This is a genomic window from Pseudomonas wadenswilerensis (assembly GCF_900497695.1).
Lineage (GTDB): Bacteria > Pseudomonadota > Gammaproteobacteria > Pseudomonadales > Pseudomonadaceae > Aquipseudomonas > Aquipseudomonas wadenswilerensis.
Genome location: NZ_UIDD01000007.1, coordinates 646,794 through 663,521, shown reverse-complemented (window position 1 = coordinate 663,521; position 16,728 = coordinate 646,794). Strand labels below are relative to the sequence as shown.

The following is a 16,728-nucleotide window of genomic DNA, read 5'->3' as shown; positions in this document are numbered from 1 at the left end:
AGGACTACCTGGTCGGGCAAATACAAAAGTTGCGGAATAATAACAAAGCTGCGCGGTTTTTAGACGTGTTGAAGATTTACATGAATTTCATTCATGTTGGCACGCCGCCAGCACCGGTAGAATCGTGAAGCTATCAATACCCAGGACATTCGGCACATGGTGCATCGCTTACTTGCCGGCGCTTTCGCTCTGTTCATCAGCGGCGTGGCGTTGGGGCAAGCCCCTCAATCAAGCTCGGCTATTTCGTATACCCGGGACATCCAACCGATCTTCACCGAGAAATGCGTGGCCTGCCACGCCTGCAACGACGCGGCCTGCCAGCTGAACCTGGGCAGTGCCGAGGGTGCCTCGCGGGGCGCTTCGAAAGTGCCGGTGTACCAGGGCGACCGCAGCACGGCGGTGGCGCCGACGCGGCTGTTCTACGACGCCAACAGCATGCAAGCCTGGCAGCGCAAGGGCTTTTACTCGGTACTCGACAACCAGGGCAGCCAGGCTGCGCTGATGGCGCGGATGCTCGAGCTGGGGCACAAGACCCCGCTGACGCCCAACGCCAAGCTGCCCGAAGAGATCGTCCTGGGCCTGAACCGCAACAACATGTGCCCGCTGCCCGGCGAGTTCGACGCCTATGCCGGCGCGCACCCGAAAGAGGGCATGCCGCTGGCGGTCACCGGCCTCACCGATGCCCAGTACCAGACCCTGCAACGCTGGCTGGCGGCCGGTGCGCCGGTGGAGCACAACCCGATTCAGCCGAGCGCCAACGAGGCCGCGCAGATCGCCGACTGGGAAGCGCTGCTCAACCGCCCGGGTTCGACCGAAGCGCTGGTCGGCCGCTGGCTGTACGAGCACCTGTTCCTCGCCCACATTCATTTTGTCGGCGGCGAGCAGGGGCACTTCTTCCAGTGGGTGCGTTCGCGCACGCCAAGCGGCCAGCCGATCGACCTGATTGCCACGCGCCGGCCCAACGACCCGCCGGGCACCGACTTCTATTACCGGCTGATGCCGGTGCAGGGCGTGATCGTGCATAAAACCCACATCACCTACCCGATGGGCCCGCACAAGCTCAAGCGCGTCAAGCAGCTGTTCTACAGCGGCGACTGGCACGCCAATGCGCTGCCCGGCTACGGCCCGCGCCACCGTGCCAACCCGTTCGAGACCTTCGAAGCGATTCCGGCGGTGGCTCGTTACCAGTTCATGCTCGATAACGCCGAGTACTTCGTACGCACCTTCATCCGTGGCCCGGTGTGCCGTGGCCAGATCGCCACCGACGTGATCCGCGACAACTTCTGGACGCTGTTCCAGGAACCGGCCCACGACCGCTACCTGACCGATGCCGAGTATCGCGGCCAGGCCACACCGCTGCTGGCCATGCCCGGGCAGATCGACGACGTCGGCAGCATCCTGACCCTCTGGCATGCCTACCGCGACAAGCGCAACGAGTACGAAAAGCTGCGCCGCGATGCCTATGCCGAAGCCCCGCCGCCGAGCTGGTCGACCCTGTGGGCCGGCAATGACAACGCGCTGCTGACCATCTTCCGCCACTTCGACAGCGCCTCGGTGAGCAAGGGCCTGATCGGTGACGTGCCGAAGACCATCTGGCTGTTCGACTACCCGCTGTTCGAGCGCACCTATTACCAGCTGGCGGTCAACTTCGACGTCTATGGCAACGTCTCGCACCAGGCGCAGACGCGGCTGTACTTCGACCTGATCCGCAATGGCGCCGAGGTCAACTTCCTGCGCCTGATGCCGGCCGATGCCCGTGGTGCGATCCTCGGCGACTGGTACCAGAACAGCGGCAAGGTGAAGATGTGGATGGACTATGAGGACATTGACACCGACACCCCGAGCGCGCTGAAGCTGGATAAACGCGACCCCAAACGCGACTTCGGCCTCAAGCTGATCCAGCGCACCGGCAGCCTCAATGCCGCGCCCGACCCGATCAACCGTTGCCAGGGCGCCTACTGCTCGCGCCCGCAGATGAGCGAAACGTTCCGCGATGTCGAACAGGCCCTGAGCCGCCTGGTATCACGCCCGGCGGCCGGCCTTAAGGTGATCAACCAGTTGCCGGAAGCGACCATGCTGCGCATCGAAGGGCCGGGTGGCCAGCGTCAGGTCTACAGCCTGCTGCGCAACCGCGCCCATAGCAACGTCGCCTTCATGCTCGGCGAGGCCTACCGTTACCAGCCGGGCCTGGACACCCTGACCCTGGTGCCGGGCGTGCTCAGCAGCTACCCGAACTTCATCTTCAACGTCCCGGCCAGTGATGTGCCGGAGTTCGTCGAGGACCTGGAAGCCGCCCGCGACGACACCGCCAGGTTCGAGCGCATCGTCATGCGCTGGGGCGTGCGCCGCAGCCATCCGCAGTTCTGGCAGTACTTCCATGACCTCAATAGCTACATCAAGGAGACCGATGCGGTGGAGTCGGGCGTGCTCGACATGAACCGCTACGAGAACCTGTGAAGATGACCGCCGGGAAGGTCGCCTGACCTTTCCCGGCAACTTGTGGTCCGAGCACTCATGCGGCCCCGGTTCCGGCCGGGGCTTGAGTGGGACTTGAGACGCAGGTAACCGGATGCTGTATTCGCTTCAGGCTTTAAGGGCGCTTGCCGCCTGGGTGGTGGTCTGCCATCACTTCATGCAGATTTTTTTCGACTTCCATGCCAGCGGCCCGATTGGCCAGTTTCTGACTGACCGCGGTGCAGTGGGCGTGGATGTGTTCTTCGTGATCAGTGGCTTGGTGATTTACCTGTCGACCCGCGACAAGGCCATGCCGGCCCGGCGCTTTCTGCTCAACCGGGCGCTGCGCATCGCTCCGGCCTACTGGTTCTATACCGCGCTGATGGCCCTGCTGCTGGTTTCTGCCAGCCAGTGGATGCCGCACCAGGCCATCGAGCTTGAGCATTTTGTCTTGTCGCTGCTGTTCATTCCGGCGGAGAACCCGGGTGGTTATGGCCAATACCCGACCTTGAATGTCGGCTGGACGTTGAACTACGAGATGTTCTTCTACCTGCTGTTCTCCCTGGTGTTCGTGGTGCGCCAGCAACACCGCCTGCTTTTGCTGGCGGCGGCCTTGCTGCTGGTCAGCGAGGTGCTGACCCGGGCCGGGCTGCTCAACCACTTCTATCGCAACAACATCGTCTACGAGTTTCTGCTTGGCATCGGCATCGGTGTGCTCTATTGCCGGGGCTGGATTACCCAGGGCCTGTGGCTGCCGCTGGCGATCCTGGTGGCGGCGGGGCTGGCGATCTATCACCTGGATGCCTCGATGCGCCTGCTGCACTGGGGCCTGCCCAGTGCGCTGATCGTGTTCGCCTGCATTGCCCTGGAGCCGTACTTCAAGGGCAACCGCTTGCTCAAGGCGCTGGGTGATTGCTCGTATTCGGTGTACCTGATCCACGTGCTGGTGCTGTATGCCGGCTGGTTTGCCAGCGAGCGCCTGAACCTCAGCCCGTATGCGGTATTCGCCCTGTGCGTACCGTTGATCGCCGGGCTGTCGTGGGCCAGTTATCTGCTGCTGGAACAGCGTTTGTACCGGCGCATGAGCGACTGGTTCGAGGCGCGGCGCAGCACGCCGGTGGCGGTAACCCTTTCCTGACAGAATTACTAGGACTTTGTTCGGCGGCCAGGTTGGCGTAAACTGCCGACAAGTCTGTGAGGAACTTCCATGAGCGCCATAACTATTACCGACGCCGCGCATGATTACCTGGCCGATCTGCTGGAAAAGCAGAACACCCCGGGTATTGGCATTCGCATTTTCATTACCCAACCGGGCACCACCTACGCTGAGACTTGCATTGCCTACTGCAAGCCGGGCGAAGAGAAGCCGGAAGACGAAGCGGTCGGTCTCAAGACCTTCACCGCTTACCTCGACGCGGTCAGCGTGCCGTTTCTCGAGGACGCCGTGGTTGACTACGCCACCGACCGCATGGGCGGCCAGCTGACGATCAAGGCGCCGAACGCCAAGGTGCCGATGGTCAACGAAGACAGCCCGATCAACGAGCGTATCAACTACTACCTGCAAACCGAGATCAACCCGGGGCTGGCCAGCCACGGCGGCCAGGTCAGCCTGATCGAAGTGGTCGAGGACGGCATCGCCGTGCTGCAGTTCGGTGGCGGCTGCCAGGGTTGCGGCCAGGCCGACGTGACCTTGAAGGAAGGCATCGAGCGGACCTTGCTCGAGCGTATTCCGCAGCTCAAGGGTGTGCGTGATGTGACTGACCACAGTCAGAAAGAGAACGCCTACTACTAGCTCCATAGGCCCCATCGCTGGCAAGCCAGCTCCCACAAGGTTCGGTGCATGCTGTACCTGTGGGAGCTGGCTTGCCAGCGATGGCGGTCTTCAAGCCTCAAAAGTCATAACTGACACTCGCATAGTAAAACGCCCCCTGCGCCCCCTCCGGCGACGTAATCGAATACTTCGGCACCCCGTACAACTGCGGCCCTTCGAGCTTGTCCGGATGGCTGTCGAACAGGTTGATCGCGCCCACCGACAGTTTCAGCCCCTGGTCGAAGCTATAGCTCAGGTCCAGGTCGGTGATCCACTGCGGGCTGAAGGTCTGGTCCAGGTTCGGGTTGCTGCTGTTCAGGCTCTGCCACTCGCCATAACGGCGCTGGGTCAGGGTCACGCCCCAGTTCTCATACAGCCAGTTGGCGCTCAAGGTCAGCTTGTCTTCCGGTGTGCCGTGTTCGATCAGGCCCTGGGTGGCGCGGCCGACGATTTGCTCGCCGCTGATACCGCCGACATCGCGCAGCTCGGTGATCCGTGTGCGGGTCTTGGCAAAGCCCGCGTTGAGGTTGAGCCGGCCGAACCGCTGCAGGTCCCATTGGTATTGCCCGGCCAGCTCGACGCCATCGGTGCGGGTGTCGGCGATGTTGGTGTAGAACGCCGCACTCTGGATGTTGGCGTAGGGCGTGCCGGCAAAGATCGGCCCGACCACGTTGCTCGGCAACTGGTCGGAGAGGGTGATGCGGTTGTCGATGTCGATGCGGTAGGCATCCAGGGTCACCGAAGCGTTGTTCAGCGGGCGCCAGACCAGGCCCAGGGACAGGTTGGTGGACTCCTCGGGCTTCAACGTGCGGCCACCGAGCAAGGCCGCCTCCGGGCTGTCGGCGCGCAGGGTGCGCTGCTGCACTTCGACCCAGTTGCCACTGCCTGAAGGCTGTTCGACCACCTGCACGCTGAACGACGACAGGCCGCTCTGCACCAGCGATGGCGCGCGGTAACCGGAACTGATGCTGCCGCGTGCGGCGATTTGCGGGGTGAAGTCGTAGCGCAGCGACAGCTTGCCGTTGGTGGTGTCGCCAAAGTCCGAATAATGCTCGGAACGCACCGCAACCCCGGCCTGGAACTTGTCGGTGATCTGCCCTTCGACATCGACATAGGCACCGAACACCTTGCGCTCAAGCGACGCGGCATCGACCTGGGTGATGCCTGAGTAGTAACCGGGAATGCGCCGGCCACTCAGTGGATCGAGGGTATTGAACAGCGGTCCGTTCTGCCAGCCAGCCGCTTCGCCGGCACTCAGGCTGTAGTGCTCCTTGCGCCAGGCCAGGCCCGCCGACAGGGTCAGCGGCTTGGCCAGCAGGTCGGTGGGGAAGTCGCGCACCCAGTCCAGGGTCAGGTTGGTCTGTTCGTTCTCGCGCTCGCCGGTGTAGATCTTCTGCGGGCTGGCGTTGCCCCAGCTGGGGTTGATGGCATTGCGGTCGGTGGACTTCAGCGTGTCGTTGCCGTAGTTGGCCGCCAGGTCGAACTTGCCCAGTTGCTCGTCTTCGTAACGCACCCCACCGGTCACGGCATAGTCTTCAAGGTTGTAGCGGGTGATCGGCAAACGACCGTCCGGGTAGCGCTGCAGGGCCACGCTGCCGTAGTTGTTGCGCAGGGTTGTCGGCGGGTCGAAGAAGCCTTCGGCGTCGGTGTTCTTGTGCGCGTAGGTGGCAAAGCCGTAGGCGGTCAGGCCGTCGCCGATGCCGAGCTCGCTGTTGGCCACCAGGTTGTACTGGTCGGAGACATTGCCCGAGCCCCAGTTCCAGGTGCGGTAGCGGTTGTTCTGTTCGCGCTCGCTGTTGATGCTCGGGGAGCCGGGGTAGAAGATGCGGTTGTCCGGGCGGGTGTCGCTGGCCGGGTCCTGGCTGCCGGCGTCGAAACTCAGGTTGAGAAAACCATCGTTGGGCAGGGCCAGGCCTTTCCAGCCGCTGAGCTTGCGCTGCAGGCCGTCGCCCTTGGCGTAGCCGCCAAAGCGATAGCCGATGTTGCCGCCGGCGTCGTTCTCCTTGAGCACGATATTGATCACCCCGGCGATGGCATCCGAGCCGTACTGGGCGGCAGCACCGTCACGCAGGATCTCCACCCGCGAGATGGCGCTCAGCGGGATCAGGCTCAAATCCACCGCCGCCGCACCGCGGCCGTTGGCCAGGCCCTGGCGGGTGACGTTGGCACTGCTGTGCCGGCGCTTGCCGTTGACCAGCACCAGCACCTGGTCGGAAGCCAGGCCGCGCAACGAAGCGCCCTGGGCGATGGAGCCGGCAAAGGCCCCTTGCGGCGACTGCGGGAAGCTGAACGACGGCGACAGCGCGGTGAGCGCACCGGACAAATCCTGGGCGCCGGTTTCCTGCAACTGCTCGGCGCTGAGCACATCCACCGGGGCGGCGCTCTCCAGGGCGGTGACATCGCTGCGACGGGTGCCGACCACCACCACGGTGTCGAGCTTGCTGTCGCTGGCGCCCGGCGCCTGGGCGTAAACGCCGGGCGCGCCGAAGCCGCCGATGACCAGCGCGATGGCGCTGGCCTTGGAGGTAGGTCGGAACATGGCAACGGACTCCTGTAAGGCGAAAGAGGTGCAGCGATCAGAACCGGCTGGTGACACTCAGGCCCACGGTGCGCGGGTCGCCATAGGTGATCACGTACTGGCCGGCGGTGCCGTTGGGGCGGCCGTGGACCTGGTAGCGGCGGTCGGTGAGGTTGTTGACGAAGCCGGTGACGCTGAGTTTTTCATCCGGGCTGAACCAGGTCAGGCGGGTGTTGGCCAGGGTGTAGTGCGGCTGGTTGAGGGGCTGGTCGGCGCTGCTCTGGCGATCGGCGAGAAAGTACTCGCGGTCACGGAAGCTGACATCGGCACCGGCCACCAGCTTGCCGCCGACTTCCAGCGGGATGGTGTAGTCGCCCCCCAGCGACACCACGTAGCGTGGTGAACGGACGAAGCTGTTGCCGCTGTAGTCGGCGGTTACCGCGCCGGTGGTGGGGTTGGTGTTCTTGAAGTCGGTGTATTCGGTGTCGAGGAACGACAGCGCCGCACGCAGGTGCAGGGCGTCGGTTGGTTGGCCCTCGATTTCGAGCTCGGCGCCCTTGACCTTGCCCTTGGCGCCGTTGGTCAGCGCCGTGGTGAGGATGCCGTTGTTGACCGTCAGCAGGTTGACCTGGATGTCCTGGTAGTCGTAGTAGAACAGGTTGGCGTTGACCGTCAGGCGATGGTCGAGCCATTCGGATTTAAGCCCCAGCTCGTAGGCGTCCAGCTCTTCCGGATCGACCGTGGTCAACTGCGCGAGGCTGGTCGACAGCCCGGTGTTGAACCCACCGGAACGAAAGCCATGGGCGTAGCGGAAGAACACCCGCAGGTTGTCGTTGATACGGTACTCGGGGGTCAGGTCGTAGGTCCAGGCATCCCAGCGCTTGGCTTCTTCCTGGGAGCCGTTGCTGCCATTGGCGGTCAGCGGGATCAGCGGGCCGTTGGCGGTGGCGCGGGTCAGTTGCACCAGGTCCAGGTCGATGTCCTTTTTCTCGGTGGTCCAGCGCAGGCCGCCGGTCACCGTCAGGTTGTCGGTGACGTCGTAAGCCAGGTTGCCGAACAGCGCGTAGCTGTCGGTTTTGTGGGTGTAGCTCAGGTCGCGAAAGTCCACCACGCCGCCAGTCTGGTTGGAACCAGTGCCATTAGGAGTCGGCCCCGGGGTGACGGTGCGCAGGGCGCTGCTGTCGAGGGTTTCGTGGAAGTAGTGGGCGCCGAGCATCCAGCGCAGGGTTTCCTGCTGCGGCGAGGCCAGGCGAAATTCCTGGGAATACTGGTCGTAGCGGTTGTCGCTGTCGGCGGCGCCGTTGACTTCATAGGGGGTGTAGTCGGCGTCGCTGAGCTGCTGGTTGCGGATGTAGTCGTAGGCGCTGATCGAGGTCAGCGTGTAGTCGCCGATGTCCCAGTTCAGGGTCAGCGAGGTGCCGTTGTGGTCGAGCTTGGCATCTTCATCGACGTTCAGCTCGATGCGCCGGCCTTCCGGGCGCTGGTAACCGACGTTGTAGTAACGGCCCAGGGGCAGCGAGCCGCTGCTGCCATCACCCTTGAACTGGCGGCCGTGGATCTTCCACAGCGCTTCCAGGTCGGGGTTGAGCCTGGCCAGGAACTGCACGCGTACGGCTTTCTTGTTGACGTCGCCGTAGGTCTGGTCGTTGGTCAGGTTATGGGTGAAGCCATCGCGCTCTTCTGAGTACAGCGACACCCGCGCCGCCAGGCGTTCATCGACCAGGGCGCCGCCGATGGCGCCACTGAGGATGCGCTCGTTCTTGCTGCCAAAACCGATTGTGCCGAAGCCGTCGGTCTCGAAGCCCGGCTTCTTGGAGATGATGTTCACCGCGCCGGCGGTGGTGTTCTTGCCGTACAGGGTGCCTTGCGGGCCGCGCAGGATCTCGATGCGCTCCAGGTCGAACAGCGGGCCGCCGCCTGCCACCGGTGCATTGAGGTAGACGTCGTCGGCGTAGATGCCCACCGGGTAGACGGTGGCGGCGCCGGTGTCACCGGTGCCCAGGCCGCGAATGTACCAGCGCGGGCGGCCGTCGCCGTCGGGGTTCTTCGCCGAGGCGTTGGGGATGAAGGTGGTGATATCGCCCATGGCGCGAACGCCGTCGGCGGTGATGCTAGTGCCTTGCACGGCAGTGACCGCAACAGGTACTTCCTGCAGGGTTTCTTCGCGGTGCTGGGCGGTGACCGTGACGGTCTTCAGAGCCGGTGTGCTGCTGGTGCCGTCCTCGGCCCTGAGCAGTTCCGACTGGCTGGCCAGGAGGATGCTCAGGCCGATGCCTTTGGCGATTGGGTTAAGTGTGTGCATGCTGCTGGTCTCCCCGGATGTGCAGTTGAAGGGGATAGAGCAGGGTTTGTGCCATGTTTGTAAGGCACTGTATTTAAAGGGTTTTATCGGTTTTTTGGTGGGTGATTGCTAGCTATCCAGCAGGGCGCTGTGGAATGCCTGTTGCTCCAGCAGCAATCGCCAACCCTGTGGAAGCTGGCTTGCCAGCGATGAGTCCGGTACAGCCAGTACATCAGGTGTCGGCCTAATTACGACCGCTTCGCGCTCGATCGCCGGCAAGTCCGGCTCCCACAGAAGTGGGTGATTGCAGGACCTCTGTGTGTGCTGGCTTTGCCAGCGATGAGGCCGGTACAGCCAGTACATCAGGTGTCGGCCTAATTACGACCGCTTCGCGCTCGATCGCCGGCAAGTCCGGCTCCCACAGAAGTGGGTGATTGCAGGACCTCTGTGGGAGCTGGCTTGCCAGCGATGGGCTGCAAAGCAGCCCCAAAAAACCTCAGGTCGCCACCCGCGAAGTGGAGCCGATCACCGCCTCCAGCACCCTGAAATCAATCCACTCACGCACATCGAAGCGCCGCGGTATAAAGTCCCAGCGATGGAGGAAATCGGTGAAATCCTGCAACGCCTCGATCGAGCGGCTATCGAGCGTGGTGCGCAAGCGCCGATGGGCATCCTCGCCATAGGCCGCTGCCACCCAATACTCGCTGGTGTTCAGCTCACGGGCCAGGTAGCGCCGGGTTTCATCGGCATTGGCCCAGGCCCACTGCTCGGTACGCAGCAACACATCAACGATGCGCTTGCAGGCACCGAAGTGCTGCTCCAGCAGGTTGATATCCACGGTCAGGGTGCGCGGCGTGCCGTTGTTCGAGCGAATCAGCGGGTCAGGGTGGGAGCCGGTGTCGATCACCACCCGCAAGCCGAACTCGTGGGCTAGTTGCAGGGCGGCGGCGCCTTTCAAAAAGATCGCGTCGATATCGCCGCGCAGCAGGCCGATCAGCTCGTTGTTACGGCGGCTGACCCGGTTGACGCCGAGGGTCACCGCGGCGCCATGCACATGGGTTACCTGCTCATCACTGTGGGTGCCGCCATAGGGGTAGTCGACCAGCTCGACATCGGCGACGTTCAGGCCTTCGAGCTTCAGCGCGTTCTCCAGCCCGCGCAGGGCCTGGGCGCGGGTGAAGTCGATCTGCACGTTGGCCCATTTCGGTAGGCCGAAGCGGCGGTTCTTCAGGTCGCGCACAGTGCGCACGCCACTGTCTTCTGTGGTCAGGATCAACTGCACCTCATCGGCCCAGCTCAGGCCCAGCACGCGGGTCTGCACGCCGCTGGCGTAGGCCCAGATCGCCGGAATGTTGCCGCCGTGGCGCACCGAGTTGCGCAGGTGATGGTCGTAATGGGCTTCGCGCACTTCGCGTTCGCTGGATTCGCGCAGCGACTGGATCGAGGTGCCCAGGGGCTGGAAGGCTTCGGCCAGGCGCCCGCTTTGCACGGCGATGCCAAGGCCGGTAGGCACCGGGCTGTGGGTGTACCAGAGGGTGTCGAGGGGTGTGCTCATCGTCGGTTCTAGTCCTTGTCTGGTGGCCGGTTAGCCGGCCAGTGCGGTATGCAGCCCGTCCATGGGGCGGCGGTCGATCCATTGGCGTACATCGAACGCCGTGCGGATAAAGCGCCAGCGCTGCAGGAAGGCAACGAAGTCCTGCAGGGCGGCGATGGCTTGTTCGTCGAGGGTGGTGTGCAGGCGCTTGTGGGCGTCTTCACCGTAGGCGCGGCTGACCCAGTACTCGCTGCTGTTGGTTTCCAGGGCCAGGTAGCGGCGGGTCTGTTCGGGGTGCTGGTGGGCCCAGGCTTCGGCGCGCAGCACGCTGTCGAGCACCTGGGTGGCGACCGGCAGGTGCTGGTCGAGCAGTTCCTGATCGACGCTGAGGGTGCGCGGCGTACCGTTGTTGCTGCGGATCAGCGGGTCGGGGTGGGCGCCAACATCCAGCAGCGTGCGCAGGCCGAAATCATGGGCCTGCTGTACGGCGCTGGCGCCTTTGAGGAAGATCGCGTCGACTTCGCCGCGCAGCAGGCCGATCAGCTCCAGGTTGCGCGCCTCTTCACTGCTGGCCACTGTGCTGCCGGCGACGTTGCGCACCGGGCTGTCGCTGAAGCCGCTGTCGTAGCGGTAGTTGACCAGTTGCAGGTCGCCGACCTGCAAACCATCGAGTTTCAGCGCGTTCTCCAGCCCGCGCAGGGCCTGGGCGCGGGTGAAGTCGATCTGCGCGCGGGCGCGGTCGGGCAAGCCGAAACGCTTGCCGGCCAGTTGCTTGATGCTGTGAATGCCGCTGTCGGCACGGGTCAGGATCAACTGCGCCTCATCGGCCCAGGACAGCCCGATCAGGCGCGTGGCGCGGCCCTGGGCGCGGGCCCAGATCGCCGGAATGCTGCCGCCATGGCGCACCGAATGGCGCAGGCTGTGATCGAAGTGCGACTCGCGCACCGCAGCATCGTCGGCTTCGCGGATCGATTGCACCTGGGTGCCGAGGGTGCGCAGGCTGTCCTGCAGCCAGCCTTGCTGAACGGCGATGCCCAGGCCCGTGGGCACCGGGCAGCGGGTGTACCAGAGGGTATCGAGGGGTGTGTTCATGAAAGGCTCCGGTCAGGCGCTGGCGGTCAGGGGCAGGCTGGCGACCGGCGCCTGACGCACCAGCGGCAGCACCTCCTGGCCGATGCGCAGGGCCTCTTCCAGGTGCGGGTTGCCGGCCAGGATGAAGGTCGAGAAGCCGGCGTCGCGGTATTCGGCCAGGCGTTCGGCGATGTTCTCGTGGCTGCCCACCAGGCCCACGGTCGGCCCCGGCTTGGCCTTGGCAAATCCGGCCCAGAGGTTGGGACCGATGATCAGGTCGTCGAAGCGCTGGATGTTCTGGTGATAGGCCGTTTGCCGTGCGCCGCCGACCGAGTCGCTGGTGCTGGTGAAGGCCTTGGAGAGGGTGCTGGGCTTGCCGTCGAGTTTGTCGAACTGGCGGCGCAGGTCGCGCCAGGCGGCGTCTTCGGTTTCACGGGCGAACAGGTCGACACGCAGGCCGAAACGCACCGTGCGACCTTGCTTGTCGGCCAGTTCGCGCACCCGTTCGATATGCGGTTTGAGCTGCTCAACAGGCTCTGCCCAGTTCAGGTAGACATCGGCGTGACGGGCGGCCACGTCCAGCGCCGGGTCGGAGAAACCGGAGAAGTACACGCCGGGTTTGCGTTCGTTGCCCAGGTGCGGCGGCAGGGCGCCGTTCTCCAGGCGGTAGATGTTGCCGTTGTAGGAGAAGCGTTCGTTGTTCCACAGCCCTTGGATGATGTCGAGGAACTCGCCAGTGCGCTGGTAGCGCTGGTCGTGGTCGAGAAAGTCGCCCTGGGCACGCTGGCTGGCCGGGTTGCCGCCGGTGATGATGTTCCAGTCCAGGCGCCCGTGGCTCAGGTGCTGGAGGATCGCTGCCTGCTGGGCGGCGTAGGCGGGCAGGGTCCAGGTGGCCTGGAAGGCGATCAGAAAGCGCAGCCGGCGGGTTTCCCGGGCCAGGGCCGCGGCGGCGATCCACGGCTCGGGGCCGGTGGGCAACAGCGCGCCTTCGAAGCCTGCAAGTTCCGCGGCCTTGGCCACCTGGGCGATGTAGTCGATGTAGGTGAAACCGTCGGCGCTGCCGTCCTGCAGCAGGCCGGGGGCGATATGCCCGGGCGTGCGGCTGAAGCTGCCGCGGTTGTGTTTGTCGGTGCTCAGTTGCGGGCCGTCGGTGCCCAGGGGCAGACGCCAGAAGAATTCGGTGCTCATGGCTGTTCCTCGGTGAATGTAAGGGCAGTGGTGCAACGCCCATGCCACGCCGCGCGGGCCCGGAATCACTGGGGGTTGAGGGCAGGGGTGTTGCCAGGGCAGCAATCGGTCAGCAGTGGCTGCGGCGGTTGCAGCACAACAGCATCGCTGGCAAGCCAGCTCCCACAGGTTTGGTGTACACAGATCCACTCTGGGAGCCGGTCTTGCCGGCGATGGAAGGCAAAGCCTTCCTGCTTGTCAGCAAGCTTCCCCCTGTAACTCGGCACTGTGCTGATAGCGCCGGTACAACGCTGCATATTCGCCACCTTTTTCCAGCAGCTGCTGATGCGGCCCTTGTTCCACCAGCTTGCCCTCGCGAATCAGCACGATCCGCTCGGCATCGCGGATGGTCGCCAGGCGGTGGGCGATGATGATCGCCGTGCGCCCCTCGCACAGCCGCCGCAGCGCTCGCTGGATGCGCCGCTCGGTGTGCACATCGACCGCCGAGGTGGCCTCGTCGAGCACCAGCACCGCCGGGTCGGCCAGGTAGGCGCGCACCAGGCACACCAGCTGGCGCTGGCCCTGGCTCAGGTGGCTGCCCAGCGGCCCGACCTGGGTGTCGTAGCGATGCGGCAGGCGCTCCAGCACCTCGTCGGCACCGAGCTCGCGCACCGCAGCAATCAGGGTTTGATCATCAGCAGCAGGTGCGGCCAGGCGCAGGTTGTCGAGAATGCTGCCGTTGAACAACACGTTGTCCTGCAGTACCACGCCTACATGCCGGCGCAGTTGCTGCTGGCTGAGCTGGCGGATATCGACGCCATCCAGGGTCACGCGGCCCTGGTCGACTTCGTAGAAGCGCGTGAGCAATTGCACCAGGGTACTTTTGCCATGCCCGGACGGGCCGACAATGGCCAGCACTTCACCGGCATCGATGTGCAGGTCGAGGCCGTCGATCACCGGGCGGGTGGGTTGTGGCAGATAGGCAAAACGCACCTGCTGGAAATGCACCTCGCCACGGGCCCGGGGCAAGTCAACCGGCTCAAGCGGGTCGAGGATCTGCGGCGCCGTGTCGAGCAACAGGAAGATCCGCTGGGCCGAGGCGGAACCGGTGGCATAGCGTTCGAACAGGTCGGTCAGCTCTTGCAAGGGGCCCAGGAACAGCATCACGTAGAACAGGCTCTCGCCCACCTGGCCGACTGTGACGGTGTCCGCGGCCAGGCTGTAGCCGCCGACCAGCACCAGCACCGCCATGCCGGCCGCGGTAAGCAGGGCGGTAAAGGGTGCGAACCAGCCCGAGCGCAAACTGCCGACGATCAGCGCGTTGTTGAAGGCGTGCAGCAACTGCTGGTAGCGCGCCAGGTTCGGCGCTTGCTGGCCGGTCTGCTGCAACAGGCGCACGCCGCTGACGCTCTCGACCAGGTGCGCGGTAAAGCGGCTGCGTTGTTCGGCGACCTTCGCCCAGTTGCGCTGGGCGATGCGTTTGAAGGCCCAGGTCGCCGCCAGCAGCAAGGGCACGCTACCGATCAGGCTGAAGAAGAACAGCGGTTCGATCAGCCACAGCATCACGGCCGCCAGGCTACAGCGCAGCAGGGCGCCGAGCAGCTCGGGCGGGCCCTGGATGAGTAGCGGCTCCAGGGCATCGACGTCGCGGTCGGCGCGGGAAATGATGCGCCCGGCGCGGGTGCGATCGAAGTAGCCGACGCTCAAGGCCTGGACATGGGCAAACACCCGCACCCGCAACTGGTTGAGCACGCCGATGGCGGCGCTGCCGGCAATGTACTGCGACACCCCGGCGAGCAAAAAGCGCCCCAGCCAACTGGCCGCCAGACCCAACCCCAACCACAGCACCAGCGGCTGGTCGAGCAGCCAGCGGTTGCCGTCGTGGATCAGGCCGCGGTCGAGCAGTTCACGGACGAACCAGGGGCGCAGGAACACGGTGAACACCAGCACCAGCTCCAGGACAATCACCCAGGCGATCTGCTTGCGCACCGGCCGCAGCAACGGCAGCAGGCGCTGGAACATGCTGCGGTCGAGGGCTTTTTTGGCCAGCAGTTCTTCGATTTCGATATCGCTCAGGGCGTTGCCCGGCAGTGGCTTAGCCATGGTCGATCCCCAGCAGGTCACGGTAGGTCGGATTGCGTTGCAACAGTTGCGCGTGGGTACCGCTGTCGGCGATGGCGCCGTTGTCGAGCAGCAGCACGCGGTCGGCGCGTTGCACGGTGGAAACCTTGCTGGCGATCAACAGCAGGGTGGTGGCCTGTGGTTGCCGGCGCAGGTTGTCCAGCACCCGGCCTTCGCTGTGCGCGTCGAGGGCGCTGGTGGCGTCGTCCAGGCAGAGGATGGCGGGCGCTGCGAGCAATGCCCGGGCCAGGCACAAGCGCTGGCGCTGGCCGCCGGAGAGGGTCACGCCGCGATCGCCGAGCGGGCTGTCGAGGCCATCGGGCAGGCGTTCGAGGATATCCTCGGCGGCGGCCTGGTGCAGGGCCTGGAGCAGTTGTTCATCGCTGGCGCCGGGTGCGCTCAGGCGCAGGTTGGCGGCCAGGCTGTCGGCGAACAGGAAGCTCTCCTGGGGCAGTACGTGCACGCGCCGGCGCAGGTCGCTCAGGTCCAGTTCGCGAATGTCCTGCCAGCCTGACTGCGGATTGCCCAGCAGTACACGCCCCCCGGCAACGTCGCTCAGGCGCGGCAGCAGGCTTGCCAGCAGGCTCTTGCCGGTGCCGGTGGCGCCGACCAGGGCGACGGTTTCACCCGGCGCCAGCTGGAAAGAGCAGTGGCGCAGGATCGCCTGGCCACCGCCGGGGGCGGCAACGCTGACGTTTTCCAGCTTCAGCCCCAACGGTCCTTCGGGGAGGCGCTGACGCCCCCCGACAATCAGCGCCGGTGCATCCAGCAACTGCCAGATACGCCCGGCCGAGGCGCGGGCGTCGGCGAAGGTCTGCATCACCCGGCCTACGCCTTCGATGCGAAACACCAGGGTGGTGGCGATCAGCAGCGAGGTCACCAGTTCGCCAATGCCGATCCGGCCTTCTGCGACCAATCGTGCACCGATCACGAGTATCCACACATGCCCCAGCGCCACCACCGCCTGCGGCAGCGGAATCCGCGAGCTGGCATAGGCCAGGGCCTGGCGCGCCAGGGCGCTGAACTGCACAACCTGGCGCTCGAAGCCGTCGATGCGCTGGGCCTGCAGGCCGAACGACTTGATCACCCGCACCGCGCCAATGCCTTCGGCCAGGTCCTGGTTGACCCGGTCGTAGGCGGCGCCGACCGCGCGGTCGAGGTTGACCAGGCGCTCGGTCTGCAACACGAAAATCCACACCCCGACCACCGTCAGCAGCAGCGGCCCGAGTGCCAGCAACGGGTCGTACCAGGCCAGCAGGCCGACGGTGGCCAGTATCACCAGCGGCGTTTCGACCAGTTGCCGCCAGAAGCTCACCAGCGCATCGCGAACCTTGTCGGCATCGCGGGTGGTGCGGGTGACCATCTCGCCCATGCCGTGTTGCCAGTGATAACCCAGGTGCAGGCGCAGCACTTGTTCGAGCAGGCGCTCGCGCAGGCGCGTCAGCAACGCCTGGCCAAGGATCAGCGAGCCGATGGCGGCGGCGTACTGCAACAGCGCCCGGCCCAGGGCCACGCCGAGGATCAGCCAGAACCAGCCCCAGGCGCGCTGGCCGTCGAGGCTGCCATCGGCCAGGCGCTGCACCGCCGTGCCGGCGCTGACGTCGTTGAGGGCGTGGCCGATCAGCCATTGCTGCCAGACCAGCCCGAGGTTGATGGAAACGAACAGCCCGGCGACCAGGGCGAAACGCCAGGGCATTTCGCGGTAGATCGCCAGGCTGCGCAGCAGCGGGTGTCGAGGGCTCATGAAGGACTCGCGGCAGAAGGAAAGTGTG

10 protein-coding genes are annotated in these 16,728 nt (G+C 65.0%); 3 read left to right on the top strand and 7 right to left on the bottom strand.

The window, feature by feature from the left end:
* Positions 1-156 precede the first annotated feature (156 nt).
* The 3 genes from CCOS864_RS14125 (at position 157) to nfuA (ending at position 4,246) form a co-directional block, all read left to right on the top strand.
* Entirely contained in the window at positions 157-2,457 is a 2,301-nt protein-coding gene (locus CCOS864_RS14125) for a fatty acid cis/trans isomerase (RefSeq protein ID WP_115086872.1), read from the top strand.
* A gap of 112 nt (positions 2,458-2,569) precedes the next feature.
* Entirely contained in the window at positions 2,570-3,592 is a 1,023-nt protein-coding gene (locus CCOS864_RS14120; RefSeq protein WP_115086871.1) for an acyltransferase family protein, read from the top strand.
* 69 nt (positions 3,593-3,661) lie between these two features.
* Positions 3,662-4,246, top strand: a complete 585-nt coding sequence (gene nfuA, locus CCOS864_RS14115) for a Fe-S biogenesis protein NfuA (RefSeq protein WP_115086870.1) — start codon at positions 3,662-3,664, stop codon at positions 4,244-4,246.
* A gap of 97 nt (positions 4,247-4,343) precedes the next feature.
* Here nfuA and CCOS864_RS14110 read toward each other — a convergent pair whose 3' ends face one another.
* The 7 genes from CCOS864_RS14110 to CCOS864_RS14080 all read right to left on the bottom strand — a co-directional run bounded on the left by CCOS864_RS14110 (position 4,344) and on the right by CCOS864_RS14080 (position 16,700).
* A complete protein-coding gene (locus CCOS864_RS14110; RefSeq protein ID WP_115086869.1) occupies positions 4,344-6,803 on the bottom strand; it encodes a TonB-dependent receptor plug domain-containing protein in 2,460 nt (819 codons plus the stop codon).
* Positions 6,804-6,840: 37 nt separating this feature from the next.
* Entirely contained in the window at positions 6,841-9,084 is a 2,244-nt protein-coding gene (locus CCOS864_RS14105) for a TonB-dependent receptor (RefSeq protein ID WP_115086868.1), read from the bottom strand.
* 475 nt (positions 9,085-9,559) lie between these two features.
* Positions 9,560-10,618: an ABC transporter substrate-binding protein gene (locus CCOS864_RS14100; protein WP_115086867.1), complete on the bottom strand. Its 1,059-nt coding sequence runs from the start codon at positions 10,616-10,618 to the stop codon at positions 9,560-9,562.
* A 30-nt stretch (positions 10,619-10,648) separates the two neighbouring features.
* Positions 10,649-11,689 (bottom strand): ABC transporter substrate-binding protein, encoded by a 1,041-nt coding sequence (locus tag CCOS864_RS14095; protein ID WP_115086866.1) that lies wholly within the window; start codon positions 11,687-11,689, stop codon positions 10,649-10,651.
* 12 nt (positions 11,690-11,701) lie between these two features.
* Positions 11,702-12,856: an LLM class flavin-dependent oxidoreductase gene (locus CCOS864_RS14090; protein ID WP_115086865.1), complete on the bottom strand. Its 1,155-nt coding sequence runs from the start codon at positions 12,854-12,856 to the stop codon at positions 11,702-11,704.
* 237 nt (positions 12,857-13,093) lie between these two features.
* The gene (locus CCOS864_RS14085) at positions 13,094-14,938 is read right to left on the bottom strand and encodes an ABC transporter ATP-binding protein (RefSeq protein ID WP_115086864.1); all 1,845 of its coding nucleotides are present in this window, start codon (positions 14,936-14,938) and stop codon (positions 13,094-13,096) included.
* Complete coding sequence (locus CCOS864_RS14080) at positions 14,931-16,700, bottom strand: ABC transporter ATP-binding protein (RefSeq protein ID WP_115086863.1); 1,770 nt, start codon at positions 16,698-16,700, stop codon at positions 14,931-14,933. The genes CCOS864_RS14085 and CCOS864_RS14080 overlap by 8 nt, the downstream gene beginning before the upstream one ends.
* Between the last annotated feature and the right edge of the window lie 28 nt (positions 16,701-16,728).

Excerpts from the sequence above, each read along its gene's own strand:
- CCOS864_RS14125 (WP_115086872.1), top strand. The coding sequence starts at position 157 with ATGGTGCATCGCTTACTTGCCGGCGCTTTCGCTCTGTTCATCAGCGGC.
- CCOS864_RS14090 (WP_115086865.1), bottom strand. The coding sequence starts at position 12,856 with ATGAGCACCGAATTCTTCTGGCGTCTGCCCCTGGGCACCGACGGCCCG.
- CCOS864_RS14120 (WP_115086871.1), top strand. The coding sequence starts at position 2,570 with ATGCTGTATTCGCTTCAGGCTTTAAGGGCGCTTGCCGCCTGGGTGGTG.
- CCOS864_RS14085 (WP_115086864.1), bottom strand. The coding sequence starts at position 14,938 with ATGGCTAAGCCACTGCCGGGCAACGCCCTGAGCGATATCGAAATCGAA.
- CCOS864_RS14105 (WP_115086868.1), bottom strand. The coding sequence starts at position 9,084 with ATGCACACACTTAACCCAATCGCCAAAGGCATCGGCCTGAGCATCCTC.
- CCOS864_RS14100 (WP_115086867.1), bottom strand. The coding sequence starts at position 10,618 with ATGAGCACACCCCTCGACACCCTCTGGTACACCCACAGCCCGGTGCCT.
- nfuA (WP_115086870.1), top strand. The coding sequence starts at position 3,662 with ATGAGCGCCATAACTATTACCGACGCCGCGCATGATTACCTGGCCGAT.
- CCOS864_RS14080 (WP_115086863.1), bottom strand. The coding sequence starts at position 16,700 with ATGAGCCCTCGACACCCGCTGCTGCGCAGCCTGGCGATCTACCGCGAA.
- CCOS864_RS14095 (WP_115086866.1), bottom strand. The coding sequence starts at position 11,689 with ATGAACACACCCCTCGATACCCTCTGGTACACCCGCTGCCCGGTGCCC.
- CCOS864_RS14110 (WP_115086869.1), bottom strand. The coding sequence starts at position 6,803 with ATGTTCCGACCTACCTCCAAGGCCAGCGCCATCGCGCTGGTCATCGGC.